Source organism: Paucisalibacillus globulus DSM 18846 (assembly GCF_000482485.1).
In the GTDB taxonomy this organism is placed as follows: domain Bacteria; phylum Bacillota; class Bacilli; order Bacillales; family Amphibacillaceae; genus Ornithinibacillus; species Ornithinibacillus globulus.
Map to the genome: position 1 here is coordinate 204,139 of NZ_KI519438.1, position 16,576 is coordinate 220,714.

The following is a 16,576-nucleotide window of genomic DNA, read 5'->3' on the forward strand; positions in this document are numbered from 1 at the left end:
TATCACCTTCCGATGTATCTATTCACGATATATCGTATGACGATATAATAACATGAATAGTTTATCAGTACAATATGTTTTCAAATAATTTTCTTAGAATACAATCTTCCTAACGTAAGAAAACATATTTTAATACCAAATGACTAATTACCTTTAATTCCGAGAAAGATAAATTGAAGCAATTATCGTTTTTCATTATACTAGGGACAGTGAAAGGGGTAAGAATTATGGAACAAACAAAATTAGAATCAAAAGTACTGTCTGTTTTACAGAATAAGATACAATCCATCAAGACACCAGAGGGAGCTATTTACTTAGTAGGACCTATTCGCCTTCCTGTTAATTTATACGGAGAGACTGTAGAGTTTAAATGGTATAGTTGGCTAAACTGTGAGGAAGTGACCGATGATTATCAAAAAATCATTGATAACCTATCCGCTCAAAACTTAGCAGAATACCAACAATCCAGTGTATTAGTTTATGGCGATTTTGAAAATGATGATGATGCATTAATCCGTATGCACTCCATCTGCCACACTGGCGACATTTTTGGTAGTAAGCGTTGTGATTGTGGATTTCAACTAAAAGAATCCATGCATAAAATTAAAGAACACGGTACTGGAGCAATCTTCTATCTAGCAAACCATGAAGGCAGAGGAATTGGATTATTCTCTAAAGCAATGGCTTATATCTTACAGGAAAATGGCTATGACACAGTGGAAGCAAATGAAGCATTAGGTTTTGTGAATGACTCAAGAAATTATAGTGATGCTATTCAAGTGCTTAAACAATTACGTTCAAAGCCGGTAACATTGATTACAAACAATCCATTGAAACTGGAAGCGATGCAAAATGCTGGCCTGACACTATCTGGTCGTGTTCCTCTTTGGGGAGATGTTTCGGAATATAATGAACGTTACTTAAAGACGAAAGTAGAAAAATCAGGACATATGGAGGAGGAAAGGAACTGCTCCAATGACTAATCATGAATTTTATATGGATCTAGCACTACAAAATGCAACGGCAATGAAAGGACAAACTGATCCGAATCCTCTTGTTGGTTCTGTAATTGTTAATGATAATCGTATTGTTGGGGTTGGTACCCATTTAAAAGCAGGCGAACCACATGCAGAAGTTCATGCACTTAGAATGGCCGGTGAGAAGGCTAAAGGAGCTACTATTTATGTTACCTTAGAGCCTTGCTCCCACCACGGGCGTACTGGTCCATGTGCTGAAGCAATTGTTCAAGCGGGGATTAAAAAGGTTGTCATTGCTACTCTGGACCCTAATCCAATAGTAGCTGGAAATGGTGTAAAGATTTTAGAGGATGCAGGGATTGAAGTTGTCACAGGAGTTAGAGAACAAGAGTCCATTCAAATGAACGAAGTATTTAATAAGTTCATTGTGAAGAAGCAGCCATTTGTTACCATGAAGGCAGGAGTATCCCTAGATGGAAAAGTAGCAACACATAGCTTTAGTAGTCAATGGATTACTTCAGAGGAAGCTAGACTTGATGTTCATCAACTTAGAAATGAACATATGGCAATTCTGGTTGGGATTAATACAGTTTTAAAAGACAATCCATCCTTAACGACAAGAATTCCTATTGGACGTAATCCACTTCGAGTAATTATGGACTCTTCTTTAAGAACTCCATTAGATGCTAATGTCGTAACAGATAGGCAAGCTGAGACCTGGATATTTACTAGTAAGAATGTTGATGAAAGTAAAAAACAAGCGCTTGAGGGACATGGGGTTCGAGTATTTATGACTTCTAGCGAAAACACGGTTAATCCAAACGATGTGATAGCTATTTTAGGAGAACATCTTATATCTTCTGTATTTATTGAAGGCGGTGGTAATATCCATGCCACGTTCCTTGAAAATGAATTAGTAGATAAGGTTGTCCTTTATTTTGCACCGAAGCTAGTTGGTGGTAAGGATGCCCCAACATTCTTAGAGGGTACAGGTGTTGGCGATATGGCCGACGCTATCGAACTTTCGGATACGGACATCGAGAAGATTGGTAAAGACTTTAAGTTTACTGGTTATCCAGTATACAAGACCAGAGGGATATCATGAGGTTTGGATTTGATATCGATGATACGTTAATTAACTTACGTGAACATGCGTTTAATATTTATAAGAAGAAACTAAATAAAGATGTTCCTCAGAAAGAATTTTATGAATTAGATAGAGTGGAAATTCACGAACCATTTGGTTTATCGGATGATGAGGGTAGTGCAATGTGGAATAGTTCCCTTGTGGAGATTTATTACACCGACTGCCCCCCATTCCAAGGTGCTGTAGAAACGTTAAATAAGTTAGTAGAAAATGGTCATGAAATTTTCTATATAACAGCTAGACCTAAGGAGCATGGTGAAGGAACAAAAAGGTGGCTAAGGGAACAAGGCTTCCCTGTCCAAGATAATCATTTCTTCTACGGAATGCAAGATCATGAAAAGGTTCATATTATTAAGGATTTAAACCTAGATTATTATGTAGATGATAAGCCAGCTATTCTTGATACGCTATCAGAAGAACCTGTGAAGCTTTACTTAATGGATCAATCCTACAATCGTGCACATTCGTTTAATAGAATACTAAATTGGTCAGATTTTATAAAAGAAATATAAAGAAAAGGTATTGCTAAAAATGCAGCAATACCTTTTTTTCGAATAGTTACTCTAAGTTTTGAGCAAATAAACCTAGTTTCTTTATCTGGTTTACCGCTACTTTTTTCTCCTCAACGGAAAGGCCACCCATAATCTCACTCATTGCAGTTGCATGCTGAGGGAAAATTTCATTCATCAATTTCGTACCCTCTTCAGAAATAACTGCATATGTAACCCTTCTATCTGTTGGGCACGCTTCTCTAATTAAGTATTTCTTTTCTTCCAATTTATCAACTACATATGTAATACTACTACTTGCAAGCAATACTTTTTGCCCAATTTTCTGGATAGGTTGTCCACCTTTATGATATAACAATTCAAGTACACCAAATTCAGTTAAGTTAAGTCCATAACTTTTAATATTTTGAGTAACCTGCTTTTCAATTGCCTCAATTGCTCTTGTTAAAACCACAAAAAGTTTCAACGAAAGCTCTTGGTCTTCATTAAAATGATTCGAAATGACCACAAATATCAATCCTTTTACTTATTGTTATTAAGTTGAATATAGTATATCCTATATTGTTAGGATTTTCTATGAATTTAATAATAGCTAATTTCTTACTTTGTTCATGAAAAAAGGAAATTTATTGACCTTTAAAAGGATATACTACAAGGGCCAGCCCTATAGTACATCCTTTTTGATTAGTCGCATAGAATTAAGAACAACAATTAGTGTCGCACCCATATCAGCGAATATAGCAATCCATAAGGTTAACCATCCTGGAATAACTAATAATAGTGCAATAATTTTTAGGATTAAAGCGAATGTGATGTTTTCTTTAATAATAGATAATGTCTTTCTGCTTAACGAAATTGTAAACGGTAATTTTTCTAAGTCATCAGCCATCAAAGCAATATCTGCTGTTTCAAGTGCAGCGTCCGTTCCCGCACCACCCATTGCAATACCAACATTCGCAGTTGCAAGTGCCGGTGCATCATTGATTCCATCTCCAACCATCGCGACATTGCCGTATTTCTCTGCTAATTTTTTGATTTCTAATAATTTATCTTCGGGTAATAGCTCTGACTTTGTTTCTGTTAAACCAAGACTTAATCCAATTGCATTTCCAGTTAACTTATTATCACCTGTTAACATAACGGTCTTTTTGATTCCGAGTTCATGTAGCTTTTGAATGATGGATTTGCTTGATTCTCGAATTTGGTCAGCTACAGCGATAAGGGCGTCAACATTATGTTCTGTTCCTAGTAGCATGACTGTCTTACCTTCCGATTGCAGATATCTAATTTTTTCTTTCACTTCATTATTCATATCTAACATACCCTCAAATAGGATAGGACTTCCAATGAAATATTCTATTCCCAGTACAGTAGCCATTGCACCTTTTCCAGTGATAGAAGTAAATCCATCCGCCTCATATGCTTCTGCATGAATCCGGTTCGCTTTCCGGGCAATTGCAGAAGCAAGCGGATGTTGAGAAAATTGTTCAATTGCCTGTGCAATGTTTAAAACCTCTTGCTCACCTTTATCGGTTAACAAAACAATATCAGTTACTTCCGGTTTCCCTTCTGTAAGTGTTCCTGTTTTATCGAAGGCAATTGCTTTAATTTGTCCTGTTTCCTCTAAATAAATTCCACCTTTAATCAATACACCGTTCCTAGCAGCATTACCAATTGCGGTTACAATTGCAACAGGGGTTGAAACAACTAATGCACAAGGACAACCAACCACTAATACAGCGAGACCACTATAGATCCACTCAGACCAGACACCTCCAAATAATAGTGGAGGAATGATAGCAACTAATAAAGCAATTACCATAATAGCTGGGGTATAATATTTTGCGAATCGATCAACGAACTGCTGGGATGGAGCTTTTTCAGCTTGTGCCTCTTCAACGAGATGGATTATTTTAGCAATTGTCGTATCTTCTACTCGTTTCGTAACGCGAACTTCCAATGATCCTTCCTCATTCATTGTTCCAGCGAATACTTCATCACCAGCTGTTTTATGAACAGGAATAGATTCCCCGGTGATGGCAGCTTGGTTGATAGAAGATTGGCCTTTTACAACCTCACCATCCATCGCTATCTTTTGACCCGGTTTTATTAACAAAATATCACCTATCTGAACCTCTTCCACATCAATTTCCATGGTCCTATTACCACGCCTAATGATGGCCATCTTCGGAGCGATGTCCATTAATGACTTAATGGACTGACGAGCCTTATCCATAGAATAACTTTCTAAAGCTTCACTCAAAGCAAATAAGAATACAACTACCGCACCCTCTGCCCATTCTCCTATAATTGCTGCTCCAATAATTGCAATCGTCATCAACGTCTTCATATCAAACTGAAGCTTAGCTAGGTTTTTTAATCCAACTTTGAATAGACTATATCCACCTATAAGAATTGCGCCTAAAAATGATCCAACTGTAGCCGGGTGGCTTTCGTCCATTACAAAGAAAAAAATATATCCTAAAGCAGTAAATAATAACGATATCAACGTAGTAATGTTTTCACGTTTCTTCCATATGGATTGCTTTTCCACAGACTCACGACGATTTTCTGGATATACTTTGATGCCATCAAATGCTCCAGCTTTTTCTAATTGTTCAATGGTTGCCAAACCTTGTACCGTTAACTTCGCAGCCCCAAAGTTCAATTGAACATCTTCTACACTCGTGATGCCCCGGATGTTTTTTTCAAACTTAGCTGCACAATTAGTACAGGAAAGTCCCTGAAGCCGATATACTTGTTTATTTTCCTCCAACAAAGACACCTTCCTTCGAGTGTTCCATCGCAACAGAGACTAGCTGATGAACGTGATGGTCCTTCAACGAATAGAAAACTAGTTTTCCTTCTTTGCGGTATTTTGCTAGCCCCATATTACGAAGGAGTCTCAAATGATGGGAGGCGGTCGCTGTTGTTGAACCGATAATATTGGCAACATCACAAACACATAATTCCTCTTCTAGGGTAAGAGCATACGTAATCTTCAAGCGTGTTGCATCTGATAATGCCTTGAATATCAATTCGACCCCAGAAACTTCTTCTACTTGTGGTTGTATTCGATTGACCTTTTCTTCATCAAAACAAAATGTATCACATGTGTCTTTTTCTACTTTCTTTACTTCTGTACTAGACATGTTATCGCCTCATTCTAATATTCGTTTGATTATTAATATTATATGCTTTGTATGAAAATTTTGCTAATCATATTATTCTAATAATCACTTGAATATAAAAGTGATATGAACCTACCATCTTAGTTTGACCTATAGATTAGCTTTAACTAGGACTGTAGACTTTAAGTAATGACAAAAGGACAGGTTCCCCCTGTCCTTTTGCTACTCATTATAGACTTTCAGGACTTCATATTGAAATCCCAAGTATTGATAATTTTGTCTCTGATACATCTCTCTAGGGGTATCATCCCCATCAGCAACTAAAATAACTTTTCTATCTTTATAGGTATCCATGACGAATTTCTGCAATATGCTGCCAATTCCTTTTCGTTGGAGCGATTCCAATACAAATAAATTATCAATTTCTGCAAATTCCTCTGTTAGGATAACATCCACTGCACCAGCAGGCATGTCCTTATAGTAAGCGATAATCTGTATGACATTTTCATTGTTATAATTGCGTTTCATTAGATCTTGTTTCTCATTAGCAAAGTTCTCACCATACTGTAAATCCAGTTCATACTGTATTCGTAGATATTCCATCAACCTCACTGAATCTACCTTTTCAACACAAATATCTTTATCCACTTTGACTTCTGGAAATTCACTTGGATTGATCACATATAACTCATTCTTTTCAATAGAGTAATCCTGATTGTTCAGATGCTCAATTAATTCAACCGCTATCTCCTTATCCTGAGGAAAAACAAATTCAACATGATATTGCCCATTTTTCAAATGAAAGTCCCTCATAAACTGTTCTGCTTCTAATAACTCATTAAGCGTTGGCATTATTTTAAACTCGATAAAATTGCTAGAATACCGACTCAACATTTCCGGGTAGTGATAGTGTTTGTATAGCTCATTCTCATTAATTACATTCCCTATAATGTCAATATTCTCAAATGATATATTCATCATTATCTCCTGTTCTCCTTATTATCCTGTACAAACCATAATAACGTTCCCGTCTGGGTCACGTACTGTAAAAAATGAAAGATCATCAAATCTGATAATTTCAGAGTTGATATCGTAGTTTAATTGTTTAATATAATCATAGGCTTCGTCAATATCATTCGTGTGGAAGTTAAACAACGGATAATCTAAACCACCAAGTCTTTTAGATCTGTTAGCCGGACCAGCATCCAGAGTGATTCCTACTTGTTGGTTCACTTGTAAGTTATACACCGGTCTTTTGACTGAAGACAAATCGTAAACCTGTCCCAACAAATTACAATACCACTCCACTGAGCGTTCCAAATCACTTACATGAATGAAAAAAGTGTTTACCTTACTTAGAATGGGGCTTTTCATACAATCACTCTCCTCATCAAATTAACCTTACTTTATCTATTCGACAACTTCTTATAAATTCCTTTTAAAAATTTCTAAGTCGATAAATTAAAAACCGTTCATTTGAATTCTTTTTATAAAGGTTAGGTATCTTAATTTCCCGGAGTAGTTCAAAAGCAGTGTCATTTTCTAAATAAAAAATATATTCCATGGAAGGATAATACAAGATTATATCAACTTCTCTTGGAAACGCCTCTACTGATAAAAGTATTCGATTTACAACCTTTTGGAAAATGTGGACAGAGAATGGATTAAAGAAATAAAAACAATTATCTATGGGAGTGATTTCATATTCCTCTGCACGGCAACATCTAAACTCAATATTTTGTATGGGATTCTTCGTATTTCTAGCATATTGTTCCCGGTTTCGGAGTGCCTTCCTATGAGATATTTCATTCATCTCAACACCAACTACGGATGCATGATGGAAAAAGTGAATATAAAAATTTAATCTTCCTAGACCACAACCAAAATCAACAACATGGTCACTGCTTTTCACTTCATATTGTTCAAACAGCGTCTCTAACGCTACATACGGTGTTGGCTCGTAGGGATAATAATGACTAAGCTGAATAGGGACGCCCTGCCCGTTTGTATGTATGTTTAGAAGTTTATCGTAAGTGTATTCGTTCATTTAAATTCATCCTAGTTCGTCTATTTATAGTCTCATATTACGATGGCTTTCTTGTTAATACAAGGGCTTAGGAAAAGCTTGTGATTAGTTTTCCTTGTCTTCTGAGGAATTAGGTCAACCTTCATAATTTTCCTATTTTCATCCCTATATTAAACTTGTTTTCCTTCTTCAACACCGTTATCATTAAAATGGTATTTAGAAAGGACGTACTTCATGGACAAACGTGTTTACTTTTTAATGATTGTTTCATTTATAGTTGGAATGGTTGAGTTAATCATCAGTGGATTATTAGATTTAATTGCGGAGGACCTTAACGTAACCCTAGGGGCCGCTGGTTTCTTGGTAACCATTTTTTCATTAATATTTGCAATCGCTTCACCAATTCTCTTATTAGTGACTGCAAATATTGAACGTAAAAAATTAACATTGAACTTTTTGATTCTATTCTTAATCGGAAATATAATTTCCGTAATTAGTCCGACGTATAGCATTCTTTTAGTTGGTCGCATCATCTCTGCTTTTAGTGGGGCACTACTAATCATTCTCTGTCTAGTAATGGCACCGAGACTTGTAGAACAAAAATACCGTGGACGAGCAATTGGAATTGTATCCATGGGGGTAAGTGGTTCATTAGTACTCGGTGTACCAATCGGATTAATGCTAGGGGAAATGTTTAGTTGGCGTGCTCCTTTTGTATTAATCGCCATTTTTACGGTGCTTTCTATTATTGGTGTTTATTTTTGGATGGATCGGGTAGAGCCAAACCCACCTGTACCACTAGGTGTACAGCTCGCTACTCTGAAAAACCGTAAAATACTTTTCGCTCATATAACGACGTTCCTATATATGACCGGACACTCTGTACTTTATACTTATTTAAAGCCTTTTGTACAGGAATCGATGGATTTAGGAGCAACATGGATTAGTGTTATCTTTTTCATTTTTGGAGTTGCAGCAGTAAGTGGTGGCGGAATTGGTGGTACATTTGCGGATACCCTTGGCACAAAGAGAACCGTGGTTTCAGCAATTATTACTTTTGGTGCCATTATGATGGTTATTCCTTTCACAACCAGTATAATGCCGATATTCTTAATTGCATTAATCATATGGGGAATCATGAGTTGGGCCATTTCACCAGCAATGCAAAGCTATTTAATTGAAAGCTCGCCCGAAACATCAGATATTCAACAAAGCTTAAGTAATTCCTCCTTACATTTTGGAATTGCAGTTGGTGCTTTCTTCGGAGGCATTATCATTGGACAATACTCCACTAATGCCAATGCATTTATTGGAGGAATATTAATTATTGCATCACTTGGAACCATGTATATATCAATGAAAAGCAAACAATTAAGTCCTTCTACTAATTAACTTTTGAGTAGATAACAGCCAGTAAGTCCTAGCTGTTATCTATTTTTATTATTTATTCATTTGTGAGTTGGGAATTAGTAGTGAAATGACCCTTGGGAACGTGTTACGAGTCATTTCGGATTGGATTCACTGTCAATATGACCCGCAAGGCCTTCATAACAAGGATGATAGTTATCTACAAAAAAAACACCCATAAGAGGATTTCTCCTCCATGGGTGTCTCACATTATGCTACATCATAGCCTTGATCTTCAACCGCTTCTTGCATTTTTTCTAATGTAACTTTTGATTCGTCGTATGTTACATTTACTTTACCAGTAGCTAAATCTACTTCAACATTAGATACACCTTCTAATGTATTAAGAGCACCTTCTACTGACATTTTGCAATGACCACAAGTCATCCCTCTTACATCTAGAGTTAAAGTTTGCATGAATTATATATCCCCTTTCTAAAAATTCAAGTATAGTATTGGGGACTGGACTTGCTACCGTCCCCAATACGCTTATATTTTAACTCGCTTCAAACGAAGGGAGTTTGTAACAACACTTACAGAACTAAATGCCATCGCCGCACCTGCAATCCATGGAGCTAGAAGTCCTAAAGCCGCAATTGGAATCCCGGCTGTATTATAACCGAAAGCCCAGAACAAGTTTTGACGAATATTTTTAATTGTTGCCTTACTGATTTTAATTGCTTGTGGAATTAAAAGTAACTCACCACCTAAGATGGTTACATCAGCCGCTTCAATTGCAACTTCTGTACCAGTACCAATCGCAATACCAATATCTGCTACCGCAAGTGCTGGTGCATCATTTACACCATCACCAACCATCGCTACCTTTTTACCTTGTAATTGAATTTCTTTAACTCGGTTTGCCTTTTCTTCTGGCAATACTTGTGCAATGACACGGTCAATCCCAACTTGCTTGGCAATTGCTTTTGCCGTTCGTTCGTTATCACCGGTAAGCATGATTACTTCTAGACCAAGTTCCTTTAATTCTTTAATTGCTTGTGTGGCAGTTTCTTTCACTGTATCTGCTACAGCAACAATTCCTTTGAATACGCCATCAACAGCGATTAACATTGCCGTATTACCGTTTGTTTCATATCCAACAAGCTCTTTCTCCACGTCGGCGACTGAAATTTGATGGTCATTCATTAATTTTCTAGTACCCACCAATACATTTTTGCCGTCAATGACTGCTTCAATACCATGGCCAGGTATTGCATTGAAATCATCTGTTTCTACAATAGGAACGCCTTTCTCTGTTGCATAGGCAACAATTGCTTCTGCTAATGGATGTTCAGAACCTTTTTCAGCACTAGCCAGCAAAGATAGTGTTTCTTCATCTGCAGTATAGTGTGTCACTTCCGGTTTACCTTTAGTGATGGTTCCCGTTTTATCAAGAACGATTGCATTTAATTGGTGCGTACGTTCTAAGTGTTCTCCACCTTTAAATAGTATTCCACTTTCAGCAGCACGTCCTGAACCAACCATGATAGAGGTTGGTGTTGCTAGTCCTAAAGCACAAGGACAAGCAATAACTAATACTGCAATCGAGGCAACCAGTGCTGGTTCGAACTCTCCCGGTGTTACGAAAATAATCCAAACTAGGAATGTTATAAACGCGATTCCTACTACAATTGGAACAAAATATCCTGAAATCACATCGGCTAAACGTTGGATTGGAGCTTTAGAACCCTGAGCATCCTCTACTACTTTAATAATTGATGCAAGAGCTGTGTCTTTCCCAACTTTTGTTGCTTCCATTTCAATCGTACCGTTTTTATTAATAGTTGAACCAATAACACTTGCATTCACATCTTTTTCAATTGGAATAGATTCCCCGGTAATCATCGATTCATCAATGGAAGTTCTGCCTTTTACCACAATACCATCCACCGGTATTTTCTCTCCTGGTTTTACAATTAGTCTATCGCCAACGATAACCTCTTCAATCGGAATCATCATTTCTTCCCCGTTACGTAATACCCTAGCTTGCTTAGCTTGTAAGTTGAGAAGCTTCGATATCGCAACAGTTGTGCGACTCTTTGCACTTGTTTCTAAATACTTACCAAATAATATCAATGTAATTAAAATGGCACTTGTTTCAAAATATAAATGTGGCATATATCCTGGATTACCAATTGTTTTTAACCCCTCATATAGACTGTAGAAATAAGCAGCACTAGTACCCAAGGCAACTAGAACATCCATGTTGGCTCCGCCATTACGTAAATTCTTATAAGCCCCAACGTAAAATTGCCATCCGATAATAAATTGGACTGGTGTTGCAAGTGCAAACTGGAACCATGGATTCATGAATATAGCTGGTATATTCATTCCACCCAAATGAACGAACATCGTTACTAATAATGGGGCAGATAATACAGCAGAAATAATTAGCTTTGTCTTCATTGTTTGAAGTTGCTTTTCCTTCTGCGTTTGTTTTTCCTCTTTATCCGCTTTTCTCTTTGCATCATAACCTAACTTTTGAATCCTTCCAATTAAGTCTAGTTCTTCAATAAGTCCAGGATTGTATTCAATGGAGGCACTTTCTGTAGCCAAGTTTACAGTTGCATGCTTGACACCTTCTTGTTTATTTAATACTTTTTCTATTCGAGTTGAACAAGCTGCACAAGTCATGCCATATACATCAAATTCAACCTTCTCCATTTCAACACCGTATCCAAGTTTTTCAATCTTAGTAGTTATATCTTGAACGGAGACTGCCGCTGGATCATAATCAACAGTTGCCTTTTCCGTTGTTAAATTAACCTGTGCTTCCACACCATCCATTTTATTTAAGACCTTTTCAATTCGATTAGAACATGCTGCACAGGTCATACCGGTTACACCAACCGTAATATGTTGTGATTCATTCATTAGAAATACCCCCCTTACTTAGAGAATTGCTTCATAATCTCTATTAACTCATCTATCGCTGCGTCACCTTCACCCGATTTAACAGCACTACTTACACAATGTTTCATATGTCTTTCGGTAACCTGGTAACCAACCTTTTTTAAGGCTGCATTAATTGCACTAATTTGAACTAATATATCTGCACAATAGCGATCATCTTCAATCATTTTCTGTATACCTCGAACCTGTCCCTCGATTCGCTTCAGTCGATTGACCACTGCTTGTTTCTCTGAGTCTGTTCTTGGTGTAACTGGGTGATCATGCAAAAAGTGATCCATGTGAACACCTTCCTTCGTTAACTTTAATTATACTATACCCCCCTATAGTATAATTGTCAATATAAAGATTTGATTCTACTTCGGAGTAATTACTTAAGCTATTACAAAATCAGTATACCCCCCTCAGGTAAATTAATTCCTATAAAACATAAATTTAACTAGTATCCCTGTCTGTTGAAAATATCACAAATAATTATTTCAACGTTTTAACATACCTCCAAAACCCCTGCAATTTAAAGCAACTAATACTGGTATTACATTCCCTATCTCTTCCTTTTAAAGGAATTTTTCACTTGTATTTATTCATATAAAATACTGGACATGAATACGTTTTAATAAAACGAGGGAGGTATTATACATGAAAAAAGTTATATTACTGGGGCTAATAATTACATTTACTCTCCTACTTGCTGCTTGCGGAAGTGACGATTCAGAAACAGACTCAAGTGGTAATGGAGATAGCACGATTTATACAGTTGGAGTTGATGTTACATATCCGCCATTTGAATTTCAAGAGGACGGTGAAATGAAGGGAATCGATATTGATTTAATAAATGCTATAGCTGAAGACCAAGGTTTTGAAATTAAGATTGAAGCAATGGACTTTAGTGGCATCATTCCTGCAATGCAAGCTGGTGAACTTGATATTGGTATGGGGGGAATGAGTATTACAGAAGATCGTAAAGATACGGTGGATTTTTCCGATCCTTATTTTGAATCTGGTTTGTCGTTAGTGGTTGCTAAAGACAATTCGGATATTTCTAGCATGGAAGACCTAGAAGGAAAAACTATTGCTGTTAAAAATGGAACAACTGGCGCAAATTATGCCAATGAAAATAAAGATGCGTACGGATATGAGGTTATCCAAGTTAAAGACAGTACGTCCATGTTTCAAGAAGTTGCAAATGAGAATGCTGACGCTTTATTAGAAGATTACCCAGTAATCATGTATGCCATTGCCACAAGTGACCTTGAACTACAAGTTGCAGGGGATAAGTTAAATGGAGATAACTATGGAATCTCCGTATTAAAAGGAGAAAATGATGAGCTATTAAAGAAAATAAATGATGGCTTAGCTAATTTAAAAGAAAGTGGAAAATACGATGAAATTATTGAAAAGTATTTAGGCGAGTAAGAAACATGGATTCCAGCGCGCACGTTTTTTAGCGCGCTTTCTTGTTTAAAGGAGCTGAATAAATGGAAGCAATAATTAATGCCCTCCCATACCTCTTGGAGGGATTAAAAGTAACTATCTATATATTTGTTATCGCTATTATTCTTGGTTTTATTATAGGCCTTATTATTGCGTTATTCCGTCTATCACCAATAAGAGTATTAAATTGGATTGCTAAAATATTTATTGATGCCATTCGTGGAACTCCTATACTAGTCCAATTATTTTTCTTCTATTACGGTCTAAATTCCCTTGATTTTATATCTTTTGACCGTACGACAGCAGGTATTATTACCGTTGCCATTAATGCAGGAGCCTATTTTGCTGAGATAATTCGTGCTGGTATTCAATCCATGGACAAGGGGCAATCCGAAGCAGCACGGTCTTTAGGTTTAACGAGCACCCAAAACATGCGCCATATCATACTCCCCCAAGCTTTTAGAAGAATGCTCCCAACCTTTACAAACCAAGCAATTATTAGTTTAAAAGATACATCATTACTTTCTGTTATTGGGATTGCTGATTTAACACAACAAGGTCATATAACGATCGCTTCCTCATTCAAAGCTTTTGAAATATGGTTTGCAGTAGGTGCTATGTATTTCATGATGATTTACTTATTATCGCTATTAACTAGTTTCATGGAAAGGAGATTTGAACTACGATGACAATGATTACAGTGAAAAACTTAAGGAAATCTTTTGGTAATCTAGAAGTCTTGAGAGATATTAGTGTAGAGATTAAAGAAAAGGAAGTTGTCTGCGTCATCGGTGCATCTGGTTCTGGAAAAAGTACATTTCTTCGTTGCCTAAATAAACTGGAGGATATTACAGATGGTCATGTGATAATAGATGGCCAAGATATAACTGCAAAGGAAGCCAATATTAATAAAATACGCCAGGAAGTGGGGATGGTATTTCAGCAATTTAATTTATTCCCACATAAAACGGTACTAGAAAATATCATTTTGGCACCCATGAAGGCACGAGGAACAGTAAAAGAGGAAGCCATCGAAACAGCAATGGAATTACTGGAAAAGGTAGGGTTAAAAGAAAAAGCAGATAGTTATCCTGGTGAATTATCTGGCGGCCAGAAGCAACGTGTTGCTATAGCAAGAGCATTAGCAATGAACCCAAAAATAATGCTATTTGACGAGCCTACATCTGCCCTAGACCCTGAAATGGTCGGGGATGTGCTAGCAGTCATGAAACAGCTTGCCCGAGAAGGAATGACAATGGTGGTAGTAACACATGAAATGGGCTTTGCCCGTGAGGTTAGTGATAGGGTATTATTTATCGATAATGGTATTATTGCAGAGCAAAATGTGCCTGGGGAATTATTTGCCAATCCAAGGAATGCGCGTACACAGGCTTTTTTGAGTAAGGTATTGTAATAACTATTCTTATAGACAGAGTTTCGGATTTTCCACTAACTCTGTCTTTTAGTATCAGTCTTATAGACAGAGTTCCGGGCTTTCCCATCAACGCTGTCTTTTATACATTCTTATATGAAAATCCACTATGTTTCCAGATCATTTTACATCATAATACTGGGACTTTCGAGAATCTCCATGTTAACAAATGAAGAATTTGAATTAAGCTTCCCTTTTACTTTCTTAATAAATACCCTTTCCCCATCTAGCCACTTACGAAAATCAAAAATCACCGGCTTCTGATTTCCACCTATAGAAAACCAAGCTTTCATTTCTCTTGGAAAATACGCAGCGGTATGTAAAGTCCCTGCCCATGCACCATATTTCTCGGAAAACACCCCTTTTTCCGTATCATTCATCATTTTAAATGCAGAATAAGCATCCTGTACATTAGCACCTTGAGTACGTATGGCTTCCTGCCTGTTCATGGACTCATCCATTCTATATCGATTTTCTTCTATCAGTTTTTCAAAATGATTGGTACAAACATTGCCATAGTGTACATCGACTCTACGTGGCGAAGCTTCAATTACATAGGTTTGGCCTGTTTTATCCAAAAGTACATAGTTAAATGAATGCCTATGGGGTATCTCTTTTAACAGATCCACTGCTTCTTCAACTGATGCACAAGTCTCCAAAATAATTCGTCCAAGCATATTACACACAAAACCACTACCCGACTTTTTTCTATTAACAAAGTTGTATCCCATCGCAAGTCCTTTTTCATTTAGTCCATCTATCCTACCTGTTATTTGCATCGAAGGACCCACAACAGCATACCCCCGGTCGGTCGGTAGATAAAACATATATCGCCCCTCATATGAAGCAGGATGGTTATCATAGTTCCGAATCATATAATCGTTTCCTGTAAAAATAGAGCAACCGCTTCTACCATACTCCATATAATATCCACCAAATTCACGGATAGCATCCTGCAAATTCATTTCTAGCGCATCAGAGAGCCCCTCTATTTCCTCCCAAATTCCAGGGGAAAACTTCAAAATAACATCTTTCACTTCCCGTTCTTCGATTGAAAAATGATACTTCCTTTTTGACCCCCATTGTTTCTCACGATTAGAGAGAATGGGGGACTCTTTTAATAATTTCCCTTGCATATGACCAAAGTCAAAATGGCTACCACGAAACTGGATAATATCACTATATACTTGTTTCACCTTGGATCTCCCCCTCTCATTTACCACTAGTTTAGGTTATTTTTGATGAGATATAAAAATTTATGCCTAACCGTATAAAAGAATCATCATAAGACAGTCTACTTATTGAGGTGATAAGAATGACAAAAGAAGATGGGAAAAAGAAATTTGAAGTGCCAACCCAGGCAAATATAGACGGAGAATTTGGCGTCCAGAACGGACTTCGGAAAAATTACCCTTTTGATTATCAGAACAAGATGGTCGGAGATTCTGTAAAGGAACACAAGGAACTTGAGGCAGCTAATAAAATTATTGCTGAAAAGGAAATAGGACAGAGTTTTAATAACTCATAGATAAAAAATTCTCTCAAGGAAAGTTGTTGAGGGAATTTTTTGTCCTTGTAACACCGTTATAATATGTTATAATGA

The 16,576-nt window shown here is 36.9% G+C and carries 18 protein-coding genes; 8 read left to right on the forward strand and 10 right to left on the reverse strand.

Features of this window, described 5'->3' with window-relative positions:
- The first annotated feature begins 227 nt into the window (after positions 1–227).
- From K332_RS0118185 to K332_RS0118195, 3 genes are read left to right on the forward strand one after another with little or no spacing between them, the layout of a single operon-like run.
- Complete coding sequence (locus tag K332_RS0118185) at positions 228–983, forward strand: GTP cyclohydrolase II (RefSeq protein ID WP_026908760.1); 756 nt, start codon at positions 228–230, stop codon at positions 981–983.
- A complete protein-coding gene (gene ribD, locus K332_RS0118190; RefSeq protein WP_026908761.1) occupies positions 976–2,082 on the forward strand; it encodes a bifunctional diaminohydroxyphosphoribosylaminopyrimidine deaminase/5-amino-6-(5-phosphoribosylamino)uracil reductase RibD in 1,107 nt (368 codons plus the stop codon). Before K332_RS0118185 ends, ribD begins: the two co-directional genes overlap by 8 nt.
- Positions 2,079–2,636, forward strand: coding sequence for a 5' nucleotidase, NT5C type (locus tag K332_RS0118195; protein ID WP_026908762.1), 558 nt, complete (start codon positions 2,079–2,081; stop codon positions 2,634–2,636). Before ribD ends, K332_RS0118195 begins: the two co-directional genes overlap by 4 nt.
- Positions 2,637–2,682: 46 nt before the next feature.
- Here K332_RS0118195 and K332_RS0118200 read toward each other — a convergent pair whose 3' ends face one another.
- From K332_RS0118200 to K332_RS0118225, 6 genes are all read right to left on the reverse strand, one after another.
- Positions 2,683–3,141, reverse strand: coding sequence for a MarR family winged helix-turn-helix transcriptional regulator (locus tag K332_RS0118200; protein WP_026908763.1), 459 nt, complete (start codon positions 3,139–3,141; stop codon positions 2,683–2,685).
- Between the two features lie 156 nt (positions 3,142–3,297).
- Positions 3,298–5,409 (reverse strand): heavy metal translocating P-type ATPase, encoded by a 2,112-nt coding sequence (locus K332_RS0118205; protein ID WP_026908764.1) that lies wholly within the window; start codon positions 5,407–5,409, stop codon positions 3,298–3,300.
- Positions 5,396–5,785, reverse strand: a complete 390-nt coding sequence (locus K332_RS0118210) for an ArsR/SmtB family transcription factor (protein WP_026908765.1) — start codon at positions 5,783–5,785, stop codon at positions 5,396–5,398. The genes K332_RS0118205 and K332_RS0118210 overlap by 14 nt, the downstream gene beginning before the upstream one ends.
- Before the next feature lie 201 nt (positions 5,786–5,986).
- Positions 5,987–6,745, reverse strand: coding sequence for a GNAT family N-acetyltransferase (locus K332_RS0118215; RefSeq protein WP_026908766.1), 759 nt, complete (start codon positions 6,743–6,745; stop codon positions 5,987–5,989).
- A gap of 18 nt (positions 6,746–6,763) precedes the next feature.
- Entirely contained in the window at positions 6,764–7,138 is a 375-nt protein-coding gene (locus K332_RS0118220; RefSeq protein WP_026908767.1) for a VOC family protein, read from the reverse strand.
- A 64-nt stretch (positions 7,139–7,202) separates the two neighbouring features.
- Positions 7,203–7,811, reverse strand: coding sequence for a methyltransferase domain-containing protein (locus tag K332_RS0118225; protein ID WP_026908768.1), 609 nt, complete (start codon positions 7,809–7,811; stop codon positions 7,203–7,205).
- Between the two features lie 213 nt (positions 7,812–8,024).
- Between K332_RS0118225 and K332_RS0118230 the strand changes: the two genes are divergently transcribed.
- Positions 8,025–9,182: an MFS transporter gene (locus tag K332_RS0118230; RefSeq protein WP_026908769.1), complete on the forward strand. Its 1,158-nt coding sequence runs from the start codon at positions 8,025–8,027 to the stop codon at positions 9,180–9,182.
- A 225-nt stretch (positions 9,183–9,407) separates the two neighbouring features.
- On the opposite strand, the gene copZ is transcribed toward K332_RS0118230, so the two are convergent.
- The 3 genes from copZ to K332_RS0118250 form a co-directional block, all read right to left on the reverse strand.
- Complete coding sequence (gene copZ, locus K332_RS0118240) at positions 9,408–9,614, reverse strand: copper chaperone CopZ (protein ID WP_026908770.1); 207 nt, start codon at positions 9,612–9,614, stop codon at positions 9,408–9,410.
- A 72-nt stretch (positions 9,615–9,686) separates the two neighbouring features.
- A complete protein-coding gene (locus K332_RS0118245; RefSeq protein ID WP_026908771.1) occupies positions 9,687–12,071 on the reverse strand; it encodes a heavy metal translocating P-type ATPase in 2,385 nt (794 codons plus the stop codon).
- Positions 12,072–12,085: 14 nt separating this feature from the next.
- On the reverse strand, positions 12,086–12,388 hold the full coding sequence (locus K332_RS0118250) for a metal-sensing transcriptional repressor (protein ID WP_026908772.1): 303 nt from the start codon (positions 12,386–12,388) through the stop codon (positions 12,086–12,088).
- A 358-nt stretch (positions 12,389–12,746) separates the two neighbouring features.
- Here K332_RS0118250 and K332_RS0118255 point away from each other — a divergent pair, with 358 nt between their 5' ends.
- The 3 genes from K332_RS0118255 (at position 12,747) to K332_RS0118265 (ending at position 14,955) form a co-directional block, all read left to right on the forward strand.
- Entirely contained in the window at positions 12,747–13,523 is a 777-nt protein-coding gene (locus K332_RS0118255; protein WP_026908773.1) for a transporter substrate-binding domain-containing protein, read from the forward strand.
- 62 nt (positions 13,524–13,585) lie between these two features.
- On the forward strand, positions 13,586–14,230 hold the full coding sequence (locus tag K332_RS0118260) for an amino acid ABC transporter permease (RefSeq protein ID WP_026908774.1): 645 nt from the start codon (positions 13,586–13,588) through the stop codon (positions 14,228–14,230).
- Positions 14,227–14,955, forward strand: coding sequence for an amino acid ABC transporter ATP-binding protein (locus K332_RS0118265; protein WP_026908775.1), 729 nt, complete (start codon positions 14,227–14,229; stop codon positions 14,953–14,955). Before K332_RS0118260 ends, K332_RS0118265 begins: the two co-directional genes overlap by 4 nt.
- A 143-nt stretch (positions 14,956–15,098) precedes the next feature.
- Here the strand turns inward: K332_RS0118265 and K332_RS0118270 are convergent, their stop codons facing one another.
- Positions 15,099–16,169: a C45 family autoproteolytic acyltransferase/hydrolase gene (locus K332_RS0118270; RefSeq protein ID WP_026908776.1), complete on the reverse strand. Its 1,071-nt coding sequence runs from the start codon at positions 16,167–16,169 to the stop codon at positions 15,099–15,101.
- Positions 16,170–16,288: 119 nt separating this feature from the next.
- On the opposite strand from K332_RS0118270, the gene K332_RS0118275 reads away from it, so the two are divergent.
- A complete protein-coding gene (locus K332_RS0118275; protein ID WP_026908777.1) occupies positions 16,289–16,501 on the forward strand; it encodes a hypothetical protein in 213 nt (70 codons plus the stop codon).
- Positions 16,502–16,576: the final 75 nt, after the last annotated feature.

Excerpts from the sequence above, each read along its gene's own strand:
- K332_RS0118185 (WP_026908760.1), top strand. The coding sequence starts at position 228 with ATGGAACAAACAAAATTAGAATCAAAAGTACTGTCTGTTTTACAGAAT.
- ribD (WP_026908761.1), top strand. The coding sequence starts at position 976 with ATGACTAATCATGAATTTTATATGGATCTAGCACTACAAAATGCAACG.
- K332_RS0118195 (WP_026908762.1), top strand. The coding sequence starts at position 2,079 with ATGAGGTTTGGATTTGATATCGATGATACGTTAATTAACTTACGTGAA.
- K332_RS0118210 (WP_026908765.1), bottom strand. The coding sequence starts at position 5,785 with ATGTCTAGTACAGAAGTAAAGAAAGTAGAAAAAGACACATGTGATACA.
- K332_RS0118215 (WP_026908766.1), bottom strand. The coding sequence starts at position 6,745 with ATGATGAATATATCATTTGAGAATATTGACATTATAGGGAATGTAATT.
- K332_RS0118220 (WP_026908767.1), bottom strand. The coding sequence starts at position 7,138 with ATGAAAAGCCCCATTCTAAGTAAGGTAAACACTTTTTTCATTCATGTA.
- K332_RS0118225 (WP_026908768.1), bottom strand. The coding sequence starts at position 7,811 with ATGAACGAATACACTTACGATAAACTTCTAAACATACATACAAACGGG.
- K332_RS0118230 (WP_026908769.1), top strand. The coding sequence starts at position 8,025 with ATGGACAAACGTGTTTACTTTTTAATGATTGTTTCATTTATAGTTGGA.
- copZ (WP_026908770.1), bottom strand. The coding sequence starts at position 9,614 with ATGCAAACTTTAACTCTAGATGTAAGAGGGATGACTTGTGGTCATTGC.
- K332_RS0118245 (WP_026908771.1), bottom strand. The coding sequence starts at position 12,071 with ATGAATGAATCACAACATATTACGGTTGGTGTAACCGGTATGACCTGT.
- K332_RS0118250 (WP_026908772.1), bottom strand. The coding sequence starts at position 12,388 with ATGGATCACTTTTTGCATGATCACCCAGTTACACCAAGAACAGACTCA.
- K332_RS0118255 (WP_026908773.1), top strand. The coding sequence starts at position 12,747 with ATGAAAAAAGTTATATTACTGGGGCTAATAATTACATTTACTCTCCTA.
- K332_RS0118260 (WP_026908774.1), top strand. The coding sequence starts at position 13,586 with ATGGAAGCAATAATTAATGCCCTCCCATACCTCTTGGAGGGATTAAAA.
- K332_RS0118265 (WP_026908775.1), top strand. The coding sequence starts at position 14,227 with ATGACAATGATTACAGTGAAAAACTTAAGGAAATCTTTTGGTAATCTA.
- K332_RS0118275 (WP_026908777.1), top strand. The coding sequence starts at position 16,289 with ATGACAAAAGAAGATGGGAAAAAGAAATTTGAAGTGCCAACCCAGGCA.